Raw genomic sequence first — 17,223 nt, 5'->3', positions numbered from 1 at the left:
GCAGCAACGGGTACATGGACGCAGTCAGACCGTGAGGATACAGAAAATGAATCACCAGGGAGAGACCGAGCATCCCGGCCCAGCCCAGGCCGAGCAAAATCAGAAGAGGCTTGCGGCCACCGGTAGCATCAACCCAGGCTCCAAAAGGTATGCGCAGCAATGACCCGGAAAGGGAGGGTATGGCCACCAGCAGTCCCACCTGACCGGGTGTAAGCCCCATTAAATCCCGGAAGATTTTCGCCGTCGGCCCAAAAAGAGCTACGGCCGCAAAACCAATAAAAAAGCCAAGAGTTGCACCGAACAATCCTGCATTGGGTGAACCTTTAAGTTTCAGCATTGGTTTACCTTGCTCCTTCCCTTTCATCATCTCTATATTTACCGAATTACACCGCTCTTTGCTATTTAATTCATTATCTCCGGTGCTCGCCGGCGGTAAATCACAGGGCTACGGAATAAGTAAATAATAGGAAGGCTAAAGACATGCACCAGCCGGGTGAAAGGCCAGACGGCCAGAAAACTGAGAATGGCCGCAACATGGATCTTGAAAATTACAGGTATTCCCTTCATCAGCGATGGGTCTGGATGGAGCAACAGAATGCCCCGTAACCAGGGTCCAACAGTGGTACGGTATTCAAAAGGAAAGTGATGCAGGGCATTCCAACAAGTTCCAGACATCCCACTCAAAACAACAATGACCAGGAGCAAAATGGCTACCATATCTCCTGTATTGCTGTTAACTCTTACGCGGGTAACATTAAGCCTGCGCAGCAAAAGAACAATAACTCCGCCGCAAGCAACCAAACCCGCGGTGCCACCGGCCACGGCCGCCACAAGGTGGTAGAGTTCATCTGAGATACCGAGCCACCTGTGTACGTAGAGGGGAATCAGGAGCCCACCGAAATGACCCAACAAAACAAACACAATTCCCCAGTGGAAAAGTGTACTTCCCCATTTAAGGATCTGCTTTTCCAAAATCTCGCTCGACCTGGACGTCCAGCCATACTGGTCGGTATTATAACGGTATACACTGCCAACAATAAAGATGGTTAGAACGACATAAGGGTAAATCAACCAGAGTAATTGCGCTGGCCAGTCCATGAATCATGACCTCCCTCCTGTAAATGCTCCATTCCTGCGACATCCATAGCCATGAGAACAGCGTCAAGCACCCATGCATACGGGTTTTCCATTTTTACCAGCTGATTTCGAATCGTCTCAATCTGCACGCGGTAGGGACTTAATGCCTCTTTGGCCGCATCCAGAGGGGCAACGGCAGCGAACTCCAGCATTAACGGCAGGTAATCGGGAAGCTCACGTTCGGAGATCACCAGTCCCATCCGCTCATATAGCCGCTTCAATTGAAGCAATGCTTTTCCCCGCTGGCGATGGTCCCCGTACTGCGCATAGGTCAGGTAAAGATTGGTTTTTTTGTTGAAATCAAAGGTCTGAACGTACCTTTCACTGAATTTGTCAGGGTTTTCCTGTTCCACGGCCTTAAGGAAAAGAGATAAAACCCGTGCAATGCGTTCCTCTTCTATCTCCGCAATTAAAGAGCGGTAACTTTTCACTGCCTCCCGCCATTTCCCATCAGGGTACTGCAACAGATGGGAAGCCAGCTGAAAGACGGTCTGAACCGGTTCCGATTCCATAACTCACACCTCCCTGACTTTTCACCCCGCATCTCCCGTCTCGCCACAGAATCCCAGACCGCAAGTCCCCCGCTCCCTCATCAAATCAAGGGCATATTCACGGTGGGAAGCGGGAACGACGAAACGTTCGTGGTACTTGGCGATAGCCAGCAAGCGGTACATATCCCCGGCAGATTCTTCATCCAGGCCGTTTTCCAGAAGCACCTGCCGTTCCGGCTTTTGGCCAAGTGTTAGTGAACGCATATGAATGCGCAGGGCCGCCATTTTCTTCAGTACCGCAACAATTACTTCCACATCTCCTGCTGACAACAGGTTGGCCAGATACTGCATGGGAATGCGCATGGCATCTATAACATCAAAAATAGAACCATCTTCCCTTTTACCTTTTTGACGTTCAGAAGCACTTATAACCGGACTCAAAGGAGGTACATACCACACCATGGGCAGCGTCCGGTATTCCGGGTGCAGAGGGAGGGCAATTTTCCACTCAGCCACCATCCTGTAAACGGGAGACTTCCGGGCCGCCTCGAGCCAGTCCTCAGGAATACCATCCAAACGGGCCTGCCGGATTACTTCCGGGTCGTTGGGATCAAGAAAAATGTTCAGCTGGGACCGGTATAATTCTTTTACATCGGGAACCGAAGCGGCATACTTAACAGCGTCGGCATCATATAACATAAGGCCCACGTAGCGCACACGTCCCGCACAGGTTTCCGAACAGATGGTCGGCTGGCCGGTTTCCATACGGGGGAAGCACAGAATACATTTTTCCGCCTTATATGTTTGCCAGTTAAAATAAATCTTCTTATAGGGGCAACCAGATATACAGAAACGCCACCCCCGGCAGGTTTCCTGGTCTACAAGCACAATGCCGTCTTCCTCCCTTTTGTAGACAGCACCGGACGGGCAAGAAGCTACACAGGCAGGATTAAGACAATGTTCACAAATACGGGGTAAGTAAAGCATAAAAACTTTCTCAAAATCCATAACAATCGTTTCTACGATCCCCTTCATATCGGGATCTTTCAACCCGGTAACATGGGCCCCAGCAAGGTCGTCTTCCCAGTTCGGCCCCCAGGTCACCTCCATACTTTTCCCCGTAATGAGCGACCTGGGACGTGCAACCGGCTGACGAGGGCCAGCGGGCGGGTTGATGAGTTTCTCATAGTTGTAGGTCCACGGCTCATAATAATCATCGATGGCCGGCAGGTCCGGATTGTGGAAAATGCGGAGTAACCTGGCCAACCTGCTTCCGGAGCGTAATTCCAGTTTTCCGTTCTTGAGCATCCACCCACCACGGTACCGGTCCTGGTTCTCCCACTGTTTTGGATAACCAATACCCGGTTTTGTCTCCACGTTGTTCCACCACATATACTCTGCACCGGGACGATTGGTCCAGGTATTTTTACAGGTTAGACTGCATGTATGGCAGCCCAGGCATTTGTCTAAATTTATCACCATTGCCATCTGTACTTTAACTTTCAATCCCAGTCCACCCCTTGCAATTTCCGGATGATAACAGTCAGGTCCCGCTGGTTGCCGGTCGGACCATAGTAGTTGAAACCATAACTCAGCTGTGCATAGCCCCCAATCATATGGGTGGGTTTGACGTGGATCCTGGTGGGACTGTTGTGGGTCCCCCCGCGACTCCGGGTAATGGTTGTTCCGGGTACGTTAATAGTCCGGTCCTGAGCATGGTACATGTAGGCAATCCCCCGGGGAATCCGGTGGGTCACCACGGCCCGGGCCACCACCACGCCGTGTCGGTTGAAGCACTCAATCCAGTCGTTATCATTAATTCCTGCCTGTGCCGCATCATCCTTGTTGAGCCAAACCGTGGGGCCCCCTCGGAAAAGAGTCAACATGGGCAGCGTATCAAAATACATACTGTGAATCGACCATTTGCTATGGGGGGTTAAATAATTCACTGTAATTTCTGCTCCTGCCGCATCCGGACGCCTTCCCGCCGGGTCAAATGGCGTATGGGTCAACGTTGGCTTAAAAGTGGCCATTGCTTCTCCAAATTCAACCATCAGCTCGTGATCCAGGTAGTAATGCTGGCGACCGGTCAGTGTACGCCAGGGGATGAGCCGCTCAACATTGGTTGTAAATGGAGAATAACGCCGGCCTCCTTTCTCCGAACCGCTGAAGGCGGGAGAAGTAATGACCGTTTTGGGTTTACTGGTTATATCATCAAATGTGAAACAATCTTCCGCCCGTTCCTCAGCCAGATCCTTAAGCTGAAGCCCCGTCTTTCGCTCCAGGGATTCCCAGGCTTTAACGGCTACTTTGCCATTTGTCGTCGATGAGAGGGTGAGAATAACTTCTGCCACCTTGCGGTCGGTGCTGATATCGGGACAACCTTTGGTAATCCCGGGCTTACGCACCGTGCCCAAAACCCGCTTTAATCTCTCGTATTCCTCAGCCGCCACCCAGGAGATGCCTTTAACCCCAACAGGTTTTTCCTTTACCAGTGGTCCCAGGGCAACCATTTTATCATAGACAAGGGTATAATCCCGCTCCACAACATGAATATGGGGCATGGTCTTCCCCGGAACCGGTTCCCCTTCTCCCCTGCGCCAATCCCTGATTTTACCAAAGGGCTGGGCCAGCTCGTCGGGCGAGTCGTGCAGGAGGGGCACGGCAACAACATCATGCTCCGGACCGTTAAAATAGTTGCGTGCCGTTTCCGAAAAGACCCGGGCCAGCTCTTTGAAGATGTCCCAGTCCGTGCGGGATTCCCACTGGGGAGCGACCGCCGGATTAAAGGGGTGAATGAAAGGATGCATGTCGGTACTGCTCAAGTCAGTCTTTTCGTACCAGGTAGCAGCAGGCAGCACGATATCGGAATAGAGAGCCGTGCCGGACATGCGGAACTCCAGGTTGACCAGCAGGTCCAGTTTGCCCTCTGCTGCCCGGTCACGCCACCGTATTTCTTCCGGCCGCAGGACACCTGTATCGTCATCCATTAATCCGTTGGATGTACCCAGCAGATGTTTCAAGAAATACTCGTGACCTTTCCCGGAGCTGGAGATCAAATTGGCCCGCCAGACAAACAACACGCGCGGAAAATTGCACGGATCATCCGGGTCCTCAAGGGCAAACTGCAACTCTCCTTTCTTCAGTTCATCCGCGACGTAAGCGGCAACCTCCTGCGGGCTGCAGGCCCCTGCCTTTTGGGCGTCTTTGAACAATTGCAAAGGATTGCGGTTGAACTGGGGATAGCTGGGCAACCATCCCAGCCGGGCCGCCAGTACGTTATAATCAGCAGGGTGACGGTAGCGGGCTTTGGCCAGCGGTGAGGCCTGTTCGTCCACAGGTTTCTCCTCGTACCGCCACTGATCGGTGGCGAAGTAGAAAAAGGAGGTTCCGTTTTGCAGGCGGGGAGGTACAGACCAGTCCCGCGCAAAAGCAACGGTCTGCCATCCCTCAACCGGGCGCAATTTTTCCTGGCCTACATAATGGGCCCACCCACCCCCGTTAACACCTTGTGAACCGGTTAATAAAAGCAGGTTAATGATGGCACGATAGATAGTATCTGCATGATACCAGTGGTTGATCCCCGCTCCCATGACGATCATCGAACGCCCCCTGGTATCGGCAGCATTCCTGGCGAACTCCCGGGCAATTCGGATTACCGTATGGCGGTCCACCCCCGTAATTGGTTCCTGCCAGGCCGGTGTAAAGGGTTCAACGTCATCATAGTTTTTGGGTGACCCATCTCCCAACCCCCGGTCCACACCGTAATTGGCCAGGGTCAGGTCATAAACCGTGGTGACATAAAGAACACGCCCGTTGAGCTGAATTTTCTTCACCGGTACGGCGCGTTCCAGGATGCGTCGTCCGTTTTTCTCGAAGCAGGGGATCTTTACCCCGACCACTTCGTCGTGTACACCAAGTAAAGTAAGTCGTGGTCTCAGGGGCTCTCCACTTTCAGCATCCCGCATGTGCAGGTTCCATTTCCCTTCTTCCCCCCAACGGAAACCCAGGCTACCCTGGGGTACAGCAAAATCGCCGGTGAGTTCATCGTAAATAACTGTCTTCCATTCCGGGTTGTTTCCGGTTGCTCTGCCAAGATCTGCAGCACGGAGGAAGCGGTCTGCAACATAAGCATTATCCTGTCCTTTGAGAGTTATAAGGAAAGGAAAATCTGTATAATGCCTGGCGTAATGGGTAAAGTAGTCGTTTTGTTGTTCCACATAGAACTCTTTGAGAATTACATGACCCATGGCCATAGCCAGAGCCCCATCGGTACCCGGCCTGGCCGGCAGCCAGTCATCGGCAAATTTGACATACTCGGCATAATCAGGGCTTACCGCCACGACCTTCGTTCCCCGGTAACGTACTTCGGTCATAAAATGGGCATCCGGCGTACGCGTCATGGGCAGGTTCGAACCCCAGACAATCATGTAGCTGGAATTGAACCAGTCACTGCTTTCCGGAACGTCGGTCTGGTCACCCCAGATTTGCGGCGATGCCGGAGGGAGATCGCAATACCAGTCATAGAAACTGAGCAAAGGGGCACCAATGAGGGACAAAAATCGAGCACCCGAGGCATAACTGACCATTGACATGGCAGGTATGGGAGAAAAACCGATAATGCGGTCGGGGCCGTACTTCTTGATGGTGTACAGGAGGGCTGCTGAGATGATCTGCAGAGATTCATCCCATGAAACCCGGACAAAGCCTCCTTTACCGCGGCTAAGTTTGTAACGCTGCGCCTTATCCGGGTTCTCCACAATACTTGCCCAGGCAGCAACGGGGTCATTTTCTTCCTTCAGGGCCTCGCGCCACATTTGCAGGAGGATACTGCGCACATAGGGGTATTTAACCCGCAGGGGACTGTAAAGGTACCATGAGAAACTCGCTCCCCTGGGGCAACCACGGGGTTCGAACTCCGGCATATCCGGCCCGGTTGAAGGATAATCGGTACGCTGGTTTTCCCATGTGACAATTCCATCTTTCACAAAGATGTCCCAGCTACATGATCCGGTACAGTTCACCCCATGCGTGGAACGAACAACCTTATCATGCTGCCAGCGCCTGCGATAGGCTTCTTCCCACTTCCGGCCGTACGAAGATACCTCACTCCAGTTTTCCGAGTATCGCTCCCGCGGCAGAAAGTAACGCAAGCTGTTCAGTAAGGGTGACTTCTTTCCAGCCATATTCCTCTCCCCTTGCTAAATCCAGTATTTCGGGTATTTTCTTTCGGGTAACAGGTTGTTGGTGAGAAGGCCAACTATAACCAGAATGGTTGCTCCTACCGCGACGGGCGTCAGAATGTAAATCGGGGAGGCCTTGGTAAGGACTGCGCCCAGGGCCGTCGCGCCACCCGGTGGATGGGCAGTCCTGGTGACAAGCATCATGATCACGGCCAGTGAGGCAGCCAGGGCTGCGGACCACCAGCTCAGGCCAAAAAGACTGTAGACTGTTACGCCACAAACTGCTGAAACAATGTGCCCGCCGATAACATTGCGCGGCTGGGCCAGTGGTGCATCTGGAAGGCCATAGACCAGTACGGCGGATGCCCCAAAGGAGGGTATCATCATGGGCATCTTGTAGATTAAAGTCAGTACGGCCACCACCCCAATTCCTGCAAAAGCTCCCACCCAGGCCATAAAAAGTTCACGGAGGGAAGGAGCGCTTAAAGGAGTCGTACGCCTGTCACCCAGCATTTTACGGAAATAAACCGTGATACTGAATTGTTCATTTTTCCCCCTTTCATTACCGGCAGAAGCATTGGCATGCAAGACACATCAGCTCCTTTTTGACTCCTGTTTAGAACCGTAAAGGGCCGGTTGCAAGACTGATGCCAGAGTCAGGCCCGCATTAACCGCAGTTAACAACGGCATTCCAGAGACCAGTTCTCGACACCACTCTCTAAAAAAAACGAGACCTCTCTAAAAACCTGTAAGGCCATTTAAAGTTAAAGCCTTATGTGGGCCCGTACCGGGATAAATAAGCCGGGATAAATAAAAAAGAGCAGTGAATTTCCTGCTCTTCTGAAAGGCTCCAGCAGATCGCTGAACATAGATTTACAACTTGTAAGTGCCTGCGCGAAGTTCCCCGTTAAAGCCATAGTCCCGCGGCAACAAGCTATTCAATTTTCCTGCTCCTCTTCCTCCACCTTTTCAATCCGGCAGGCGGCAACTTTGAACATGGGCTGCCTGGAAACGGGATCCACCCGGCTCAGGGTTAGATGATTGGCCGCCTGCTTCAAATGATCCTCACCCGGGTCCAGATCTCCAAAATGAAAGGGGACAAATACCTGCCCGGGGCTGACTGTATCTTTGACTACTGCGCGGACTTCAATCCAGCCACGCCTGGATACCACCCGCACTTTCTGCCCGCCGGTTATCCCCAGGCTTTTAGCATCCTCAGGGTTGATTTCCACAAAACCATCCCTGGCCGCATAATGGAGTTCCGGCACTCTTTTGGTCTTGGTGCGAGTATGGAAATGCTCAATCACACGGCCGGTGTTCAACCAGAAGGGATATTCCGCGTCAGGTATTTCGGGGGGAGGCTGGTATTCCACCGGCCATAGCCTGGCCCTCCCTTTACTGTCATTGAATGAACCGTAAGCCTGTGCAAAATCCCTGCCGGTATTAAAAACCCCGCCGGTATACAGGCGCGCGGTCCCCGGGTGGAAAGGCTCCGGGCAGGGCCACTGCAGTCCCCCTTCCTTTTCCATGCGCCGGTAGGTCATACCGGACATGTCATTGGGTCTCCCACGGGAAAGGAGTTTCCATTCTTCAAAGACTTCCTCCGTACTGCGCCAGGGAAATAGATTTTCTCCTGCAAGCCTCCTGCCGACTTCTATCAGAATGTCAAAGTCCGCTCTGGCCTGACCCGGTGGCTTCACCGCCTGATAAGCCACATTCACTCTGCGTTCAGCATTGGTATAGGTACCGGTTTTTTCCCCCCACTGGGCGGCAGGCAAGAAAATATCGGCATAGACAGCCGTCTCCACGGGGTAAAAAATGTCCTGGACCACGAGAAAAACTTTATCCAGCATTTTCCGGGTGTAGGCCTGGTCAGGCAGAGAAACGGCAGGATTGGTACCCATAACCCAGAGGAATTTGAGTTCGTCCCTGGAGATCATGTCCAGCATAGTCATGATATCATTGGTATGGGCCGGTATGATCTCCGGATCCACCCCCCAGACGGAAGCCACTTCCTGCCGGTGCACGGGATTGGCCGGATTACGAAGGCCGGGCAGGAAACCGGTCCCCCCTACATCCCGGTTACTCATGGTGGTGGCCTGGCCGGTAAGGGAAAGCGGAGAAGAACCTGGTTTACCGATTTTGCCTGTGATCAGGTGCAAGCTGTTGAGCAGGGTAACCGTTTCCGCGGCTGACATGCTCTGGTTCACGCCCTGGCAGAAGATGGTAGTAACTGAAGGTGACCGGCCAAATAAACGTGCCGCTTCTATAATTTTTTCCGCCGGTACCCCTGTGAGGGCAGCGGCCACCTCCGGGGGATATTTTTCCACCGCCTGCACAAATTCCCGGTATCCCGTGGTATGGTCAGCAATATAGGCGTGGTCCACCATATCCTCCTTAATCAGCACATAGGCCAGGGCATTGAGCAAAGGGACATTGGTTCCGGGTCGCAGAGCCAGGTGCAGGTCCGCCACCCGTGCCGGCACTGTTGCCCGGGGATCGGCCACCATAAGCCTGGCACCGTTCTTGTGCCGGTTGACCATAATACGCCGCCACAGCTGGGGATACATTTCCGCGGGATTGGAGCCAAAGATAAAAACCAGGTCTGCTACATCCAGATCCTCGTAGCAACCCGGTGGGCCGTCGGTACCAAAGGAACGGATGTAACCATAAACCGTAGCGGCCATACATAGCCTGGTACTGGCATCAATATTGGGAGTACCCAGGACCCCCTTGGCCAGCTTACCCAGGACATAATATTCTTCCAGGAGTAACTGGCCGGAATGGTAAAAACCAATCGAAGCCGGGCCAAAACGTTGCCGGTTGCCTTGAAGCTTTTCCACGAGGAGGGAAAGGGCTTCCTCCCAACTAACTGGTACGAGCTTGCCATCCTTACGAACCATGGGATTGGTGGCCCGCTGGGGATGATGGAGAATTTTCCATTCATAGAGCCCTTTGACACATAAATGCCCTTTATTCACCGGGTAATCGGGGTTTCCCTGCACGGCCACAGCGTGACCGTCCCGGACACCGATGTACATTCCGCAACCGGTGGCACAGTAACCACAGGTGGAATAAATCCAGCGTTCCGGAACTGCTGAAGCAGAGGAATCAACACCTGTCCTGGTGCTGAGGCAGGCTTCGATTGCTTCTCTTAGATCCTTTTTCACAGGAAGCCCCCCTTAATCATCCCCGATGGCGTATTTTTTCAGCTTTTGATACAAGCCGGAAGGGTGAATACCAAGAATTCGCGCCGCTTGCTGCTTGTTCCCCCTGGCAAGGTTCAAAGCCTGGCGGATGGCCTCGATCTCCGCTCTGGCCACCGCATCGCTCAAGGCGAGTCCTCTTTGCTCCGTATCCCCGCTGAGCAACAGTTCCGGCAGGTGCTCAAGTCGAATGTGTTTATCACCCGGCTCCAAAAAGTTGAAAGCATGTTCGAGCACATTTTCCAGCTCGCGGACGTTCCCGGGCCAGGAGTAAGAGAGAAACAACTCTTCCACCCCGGGGTCCAGTCCCTCCACCTGGTGCACATATTTCAAGCTTAGTTTCCTGATTATCTCTTTAGCGAGCAATAAGATATCGTCCCGCCTCTGCCTCAAGGGAGGTATGTGCAAATTGATCACCGCCAGCCGGTAATACAGGTCGAGCCGAAACTGCTTTTCTTCAACGAGCTTTTTCAGGTCCCTGTTGGTGGCCGCAATTACCCTGACATCCACGTTAATGGTCCTGGTACCGCCCACTCTTTCAAAGGATTTTTCCTGGAGCACCCGCAGGATTTTGGCCTGCATGGCCAGAGGCATGTCACCGATTTCATCGAGAAAAATGGTACCGCCGTTGGCCAGTTCAAATTTACCTGGTTTCCCTCCCCGGGATGCTCCCGTAAAAGCCCCTTCTTCATAACCGAAAAGTTCCGACTCTAACAGGTTGTCAGGAATGGCGGCACAGTTGATCTTGATAAAGGGCTCGCCGTTCCGGGGGCTGGCATTGTGAATGGCATGGGCAAAAAGCTCCTTGCCTGTTCCGCTTTCGCCCGTAATCAGGACGCTGGCATCTCCTGTGGCCACCCGCCGGGCCAACTGCTTCAACTTTTTCATTTCCGCATTTTCCCCGATAATGACATCGAAGGGAGAACGGGAACTTTTTAATTCTTTCAATTCTTCTTTGTAGAACATTAGCTTACTTTCCAATATCTGAAAACGATCCCAGAGGTCCTGCCAGTCCTTCTCTTCCAGGCTCTCCCTGGCCATTAATTTGGACAGGCCACCCATTATTTCCCGTCCCTGTTTGATCGGCACTTCCGATAAAAATAAATTTTTACCATTGTAAGAAACACCTGTATTAAAAAGGGGTTGTCCCGACCGAAGCACCTCGCCCAGACGGGTGAAGGGGACTACTTCCTCTACGGGCAGCCCCAGAACGTCACCCTCTTTTATTCCCAGCAGCCGGCAGTAGTGCTTGTTAACCATAACCAGGCGGCCCTGGCGGTTGACCACCGCCATACCCAGGGGGAGATCGGCCAGAATACCCTCGTAAAGTTCGGTAAGCACCCTCAGGGTTTCCAGTTCTTTCTGATCGGCATGCTTGTTTACTTTATGCAAACATACTACCACAGCGTTAAGCTGACCACCAGTCATCAGCGGAAGATAATCAGCAACCACCGCAGTCCCGTCGCTCATTACATGTTCCGAACTCACGGGGTTACCGGACGTGAACACTTCTAAAACCCTGGTTTCCGGGATCACCTCGGTTAACCGCAGGCCCACGGCCTTAACCGGAGCTATCTTCAGCAGGTGGGCCGCCTGTTCATCGCATGTCGTGATTACACCATCCCGGTTCACCAGAATTATACCGTATTCAATCCCCTTATGTGCCAGCCGGTTCCCCTGTTTTAGCATAATATCCCACCCTTAAAATCCAGGACCTACATAATAGAAGGTCTTATTATCGCTATCTCTAAGCTATCTCTAAGCTATCTCTAAGCTATCTCTAAAAATTTTATAATCACAAGGAATGGGATTCAACTGAAAAAGTCTGTAACATCCCGGCTTCTACTTCATGAATGAATCCGGACAAGTAAGCTCACCGGTAAGGATGGCTTCCACCTGTTCTCCTTTTTTGAGGGGACCACGTCCGGCGGGGATATCCAGGAGAGCATTGGCTGGCAGTAAGGACTTAAGCACACCGTTACCCTGTACACCGGTAAGGCGGGCCGCCAGTTCCCCATCCCTCATCCCCACCTGTGCCCGGAGAAAACGGCGCTGTTTAACTGCTTTCGGAAAATCGTCCAGAAGCCTCACCGCAACCCGCGGCCGGAACAGGTTCCGGCAGCCGCCCATTTTCTTAAGCAAAGGCCGGACCAGTACTTCAAAAGAAATGAGGGCGGCCGCGGGATTGCCGGAAAGACCCAGGATGAGTTTATTTTCTGCCTCCCCGGCTACCACAGGCATTCCGGGCTTCATGCTGACTTTCCAGAACAACAACCGGGCTCCTGCCCGGACCATAGCCTCTCGAATCAAGTCGTGATCGCCTACCGATGCTCCTCCCGTAGTCAGAACCAGATCCGCCCTTTGCAAACCTTCGCTTATCTTCACAACTGTTTCCTGCAAACGGTCGGGAACATTACCCAGCATTAACGGAATTCCACCGGCTTCCCGGATCGAAGCAGCCAGGGCATAAAGATTGCTATTGCGAATTTTTCCCGGAGGAAGCTCTTCTTCCAGACCGGCCAGCTCATCACCGGTACTCAAAATGGCTACTCGTGGTTCTTTAAAGACTTTGACCAGCGGGACACCCAGAGCTGCAAGTACACCTGTTTCCGGGGCCTTAAGCAAAGTACCCGGTTTCAGAACCAGCTCCCCCCTCCGGATGTCTTCCCCGGCCGGCACCACATTGCTCCCGGGAGGAAGAGAAGTAAAGATCTCCACCCACCCGTTATCCTCCCGGGTATCTTCAAAACGGACCACCGTATCCGCACCCGGAGGAATGGGAGCGCCGGTCATGATACGTACCGCGGTCCCGGGTTCCACCCGGCCCTCCGGTAACCGGCCAGCAGGCAGGGTTTCCGTTACTTTAAGACGGGCCGGATACTGCGGGGAAGCATGTACTATGTCCTCTCCCCTGAGGGCATACCCGTCCAGAGGTGAACGGTCAAAAGGAGGCTGATCGTGGGGGGCCACCACCTCTTCGGCCAGCACCCTTTGATAGGCGGAAAGGAGTGCCACTTGCTCTTTTTCCACCAGCCTCGCCCGGCCCAAAAGCGTTTCCAGCGCTTCTTCCAGGGTAATCATCAGCCGCATTCATTCTTCCTCCTCTCCTGTTCACGTTACCCCGTTGGCAGTAACGCGGGGTCCCGACCCGGACAGGCCGAAGCTGCACCGCGGGTAGCGACACTCCGGACAACTGCGGCACAACCCACCGTGAGCCAGGGCCACGATATCCCGGCTGGTCAGACGCTCACCGGCGAGCAACCGGGGCAGGACCAGATCCAGAATGGTAGTGCGAAAGTACATACCGCAGGCTGGCATACCAATAACAGGCACCCCATCCCGGTATGCAAGCAGGAACATGGCCCCGGGCAATACGGGCGCACCGTATTTTTCCACCCTGGCCCCGCTCAAGCGGATCCCCCGTGGCGTCACGTCGTCGGGGTCCACCGACATACCGCCGCTGACCAGCACCATCTGTGAGCCCGCAGCAATTGTCTCTCCGATCAGGCGAGCAATAAACCTGGCATCGTCCGGGGCATACCTTATCTCAAGTACGCGCGACCCGAAGGATTCCACTTTCTCTTTCAACACCGGTCCGAAAGTATCTTTAATCCGCCCGTTATAAACTTCCCCCCCGGTAACGATAATCCCTACATCCAGAGCTTGATAGGGTTCCACTCTGATGACCCCGCCACGGAGAGCACAGATTTCCTCCACCGCTTTCACGACCTCTTCCTTGACTACCAGCGGAATCACCTTTGTTCCAGCCAGCATATCACCTTCTGTTACGGGAGTATTATTGGGCAGGGTTGATAAAATCACATCCGGCAGGCTGTTAATTGCTTCCAGGGCAGCTACGTCAATCTTCAAAAGTCCCGTCCTGGCCGCAAACAGGTTGACCCGGCTTTCCCTGGGAGGAGAACAGGTCACCCCCGGTCCGGCCACCGCCCGGCCCAGACGTACCCCGGCTTCATCCTCATGAACATCGTCTTTATCCAGCTCCAGCACATAAATTTGTTCTTTGCCCAGCTTCAGCAGTTCTGGAACATCTTCTGCAGCGATGACGTGTCCCTTTTTAAAGGCCGGACCCTTGAATTCACCCCGCACAATTTTGGTGATATCGTGGGAAAGAACCATTCCCACTGCTTCTTCCACTCGAACCGCCTGCGCCCTCATCCCGGCACCTCTCCTCCTGTTCTGATTTTCACAAAATAGAATCTCCTAGCAAGATTTATGCCATATATGCTTTTTATTAAACCATTGTAAAATATGTAGACGTAATATTTTTGAGGGAATGAACTCTCGAATTTTTACGAAAGACTTTCTAAAATTATCTACACAAAACCCAAATAAATCCTTATTCAAATAAGAAGCGGCCGGCGCATCATTAATACCGTCCCCCACCATGGCCACTACCAGCCCTTCTTGCTTGAGGCGCCGGATGACTTCCACCTTGCCCTCCGGAAGAATTTCAGCCTCAAATGAATCCATACCCAGTTCCCGGGCTACCGCCCGGGCCACCCGCCGGTTGTCACCGGTCAGCATGACCACCCTGTGTACCCCGGCGGCCTTCAAGCGGGGGACCAGGTTTTTTGCTTCGTCCCGGATCCCGTCGGCGATGCTCACTACTCCCCGGACCTCCTGCCCTACGGCCACCAGGACGGCTGTCCGTGCCGAGCAGGGCACGGCTACATCCTTCCCCAATCTCTGGGCAATGCAGAGGTTGCCATCCTTCAAGATAAAAATGCCCGGCCTTATAGACGCCGGGCAACACGAAATTTGCAGCAAAGTGGGAAAGCCCTGAAATTAGCATTGAAAAAGAAGTATCCGGCATGGGGCAGGGCGAGCTCCATGCCGGAACAGCCAAGGAGTTTATACCCCGGGCCCATACCAATGTAGATACAAGCAGCCGGGGAAGGTTAAAGCTCTACCAAGGGAGCTTAACCGACGTATAACCCTGTAAGCATGCAATGATTATTCTTAATAAGATCCGCGTCTCACTTCTTAGAGTAGTGGCGGCATGGTAAGGGCGGGATGTCCTTTCTCCTCGAGGAAGGGTAGAATCTCCTCCCCGCTGACACCTACAGTCTCATCAGCAATTTTATCTACGAAGTCCTTACCCAGTCCGGCTGCTTCAGCAGCTTCTTCCAGGAGAGGTCGCATCTGCTCCTTTAGAGCCTTCGGCATCCAAACCACCCGGGCCAACCCGCCGTCTGCAGGCACAAACTTGCGGGATGTCAGGTAAGACTTACTGATCCCCATAAAGCCGGGCATCTGGGCACCGCCACCAATGGTACCGGCCATGGTGGAGAAAGTCATACCTGATGGAGTCATACCGCCGTGTTCCCTGTTGACCACCATGAAGCCATTGCATTCGGGAACCATAGCCAGGATACATTCAAAACAGCCACAGGAGGTCATGGGATATTCCATGATGGTATAGAAGTTGACTACTTGAATAGTCCGCTGGGAATTGGCGTATACAAATTCGTTCACAGACTTCCACTGTCCTTTGACCGGATCTATCAACCCCTCCAGCTTGATGGGCTGGTTCGGGCCGTGGGGATTGATTTCATAGGAAGCCTTGGCATCCAGCCAGCTCACAGCACCGCACAGGCCTGTCCGTTCGGGTGGAACGATACACACGTGAGTGGGAGCAAAGGACTGGCACAGGGTGCAGGAATAGAAGGTGTCCACAGTTTCATCCCGTAGTTCTCTAAGGCGGTCGTCACGCTTCTTATAATACTTCCGGGCCAGTTCCCGCATCTCCAGCACCTTTTGTTCGTCAGTGTAAATAGTCACCTGGACCCGGTCCACAACCGCCGCAAATTCCGCCTTAAATTTTGCATAGAGGATATTACCCAGGTGCTTTAAGCGGAATCCCTTTTCAAAAGCACCCTTGCTTATACGCACCCACATGATATCCCGCTGGGCCACGTGCCATAGACCTTCCCCGTAGTTGGTAAAGTAATGGATACGCCGCTCAAGCACGGGCTCGAAATCTTCCTGCATTTTGCGCCCGTAAACATCCACGACAATACCCAGAGGCATGGCACTGCCCGGTGGTACAGTATCGACATCGGGACCAATAACCTCGACCTTGCCGTCTTCCACTTCATCCGGTCCAACCATGCGTACAAGTTCGAAGCCAGGAGTCCTGTTTCCACCGAATTCCACATACATGTCTTTCTTGCGGACGGACTCACCCTCAAAGGCGGGACCGACGGTAATTGGTGCATCGATATCTATGCTGGTAATCTTAATCTCTCGCAGCTCCATACCGAGCTGGATAGCCTTTTCCAGATCCGGCTCGTAAATAAACCAGTCTTTTATTTGCTTGTCCTCGGGCAGCGGTTGGTCAGTGATAATGGGGATGCCGATGTTTATTGCACCCATGCACGCAGCCGTCTTAACCATGTCGTGCTCACCCAGATAGAGCACAAACGCACGGATCCGCCGGCGCTGGTAATCCCGCTGGGCATCCCTCAGACCCGGCTTGATTCCGCCAAACATCATGCCAGCCCGCAGGGCATAGTTGGCACAGTGTACCACCTGAGTAAAGTTACCCAGAGGGTAGGCAATCATGTCAACACCCAGCTTTACACCTTCCTCCAGCAGTTGCTCAATAACCTCGTCGCAGAGGAAAAGCATAAAGCCCATACCCATGAGTTTATTCACAACCCGGGCCAGCTCCTTAGAGTCCCTGGCACGGCCCAAAATCAGGACTTCACCGGGAATGGTCCAGTCCACCATTTTGGTTCCGTACTGGCGCACCACCGGGTCACCAATGAATCCGGTCCAGGGTGGAACATGCAGCGGATTATCCGGACTATACCGGAGATAACGAATAGCCTCGATAATGTCTGCAGCATACCAGGTAGCTTCTCCCCACTGCCGGGCATTGGCAAAGGTTTTTTCTTCTTTCATCTCCGCCCGAACACGGTTCAATACCGGTACACAATCGCCCAGGGTCTTGATCTCCTCGCCGCTTAAACAGCGAATGACTGGCAGGTAATAAGCGGTATCGGGGTATCCCACCGGATGATCCTTGCCATAGCGGCGAATAGCCTGGTTAAGTAAAATCTCGGCATAACTTACAGCCGTAATGGCTCCTTCGTAGGCTTCTTTTAGAAGCCTCTTCGGCTCTTGACCAGGTTCCACGGCTCCTTCAAATATTTGGTCAAAATTAATGGCTTCGGCCATTTT

Annotated in this window: 11 protein-coding genes and 1 pseudogene; all 12 read right to left on the bottom strand. The window is 53.1% G+C overall.

The window, feature by feature from the left end; genetic code table 11:
- Positions 1-337, bottom strand: a pseudogene (locus ACPLUI_RS00855) (hypothetical protein); the annotation flags it as partial.
- 65 nt (positions 338-402) lie between these two features.
- On the bottom strand, positions 403-1,098 hold the full coding sequence (gene narI, locus ACPLUI_RS00850; protein WP_424658377.1) for a respiratory nitrate reductase subunit gamma: 696 nt from the start codon (positions 1,096-1,098) through the stop codon (positions 403-405).
- The gene (narJ, locus tag ACPLUI_RS00845; protein WP_424658376.1) at positions 1,068-1,649 is read right to left on the bottom strand and encodes a nitrate reductase molybdenum cofactor assembly chaperone; all 582 of its coding nucleotides are present in this window, start codon (positions 1,647-1,649) and stop codon (positions 1,068-1,070) included. The genes narI and narJ overlap by 31 nt, the downstream gene beginning before the upstream one ends.
- 21 nt (positions 1,650-1,670) lie before the next feature.
- Positions 1,671-3,134 (bottom strand): nitrate reductase subunit beta, encoded by a 1,464-nt coding sequence (narH, locus tag ACPLUI_RS00840; protein ID WP_424658375.1) that lies wholly within the window; start codon positions 3,132-3,134, stop codon positions 1,671-1,673.
- Positions 3,131-6,814, bottom strand: a complete 3,684-nt coding sequence (locus tag ACPLUI_RS00835; RefSeq protein WP_424658374.1) for a nitrate reductase subunit alpha — start codon at positions 6,812-6,814, stop codon at positions 3,131-3,133. The genes narH and ACPLUI_RS00835 overlap by 4 nt, the downstream gene beginning before the upstream one ends.
- Before the next feature lie 15 nt (positions 6,815-6,829).
- On the bottom strand, positions 6,830-7,399 hold the full coding sequence (locus ACPLUI_RS00830; RefSeq protein ID WP_424658373.1) for an HPP family protein: 570 nt from the start codon (positions 7,397-7,399) through the stop codon (positions 6,830-6,832).
- Positions 7,400-7,749: 350 nt separating this feature from the next.
- On the bottom strand, positions 7,750-9,981 hold the full coding sequence (locus tag ACPLUI_RS00825; RefSeq protein ID WP_424658372.1) for a molybdopterin oxidoreductase family protein: 2,232 nt from the start codon (positions 9,979-9,981) through the stop codon (positions 7,750-7,752).
- 12 nt (positions 9,982-9,993) lie between these two features.
- A complete protein-coding gene (locus ACPLUI_RS00820) occupies positions 9,994-11,706 on the bottom strand; it encodes a sigma 54-interacting transcriptional regulator (RefSeq protein ID WP_424658371.1) in 1,713 nt (570 codons plus the stop codon).
- 153 nt (positions 11,707-11,859) lie between these two features.
- Positions 11,860-13,107, bottom strand: a complete 1,248-nt coding sequence (gene glp, locus ACPLUI_RS00815) for a gephyrin-like molybdotransferase Glp (RefSeq protein WP_424658370.1) — start codon at positions 13,105-13,107, stop codon at positions 11,860-11,862.
- A 21-nt stretch (positions 13,108-13,128) separates the two neighbouring features.
- Positions 13,129-14,193, bottom strand: a complete 1,065-nt coding sequence (locus ACPLUI_RS00810; protein WP_424658369.1) for a molybdopterin-binding protein — start codon at positions 14,191-14,193, stop codon at positions 13,129-13,131.
- Positions 14,194-14,238: 45 nt separating this feature from the next.
- Positions 14,239-14,754 carry an HAD-IC family P-type ATPase gene (locus ACPLUI_RS00805; RefSeq protein ID WP_424658368.1) on the bottom strand — a complete coding sequence of 172 codons (516 nt, stop codon included), beginning with the start codon at positions 14,752-14,754 and terminating at the stop codon, positions 14,239-14,241.
- Between the two features lie 267 nt (positions 14,755-15,021).
- Positions 15,022-17,220, bottom strand: coding sequence for an acetyl-CoA decarbonylase/synthase complex subunit alpha/beta (acsB, locus tag ACPLUI_RS00800; RefSeq protein ID WP_424658367.1), 2,199 nt, complete (start codon positions 17,218-17,220; stop codon positions 15,022-15,024).
- Positions 17,221-17,223 lie beyond the last annotated feature (3 nt).

It is taken from the genome of Desulfofundulus sp. (assembly GCF_049701015.1).
Lineage (GTDB): Bacteria > Bacillota > Desulfotomaculia > Desulfotomaculales > Desulfovirgulaceae > Desulfofundulus.
Note: the sequence above shows the minus strand (reverse complement) of the source record. Positions and strands in the feature narration are given on the sequence as shown.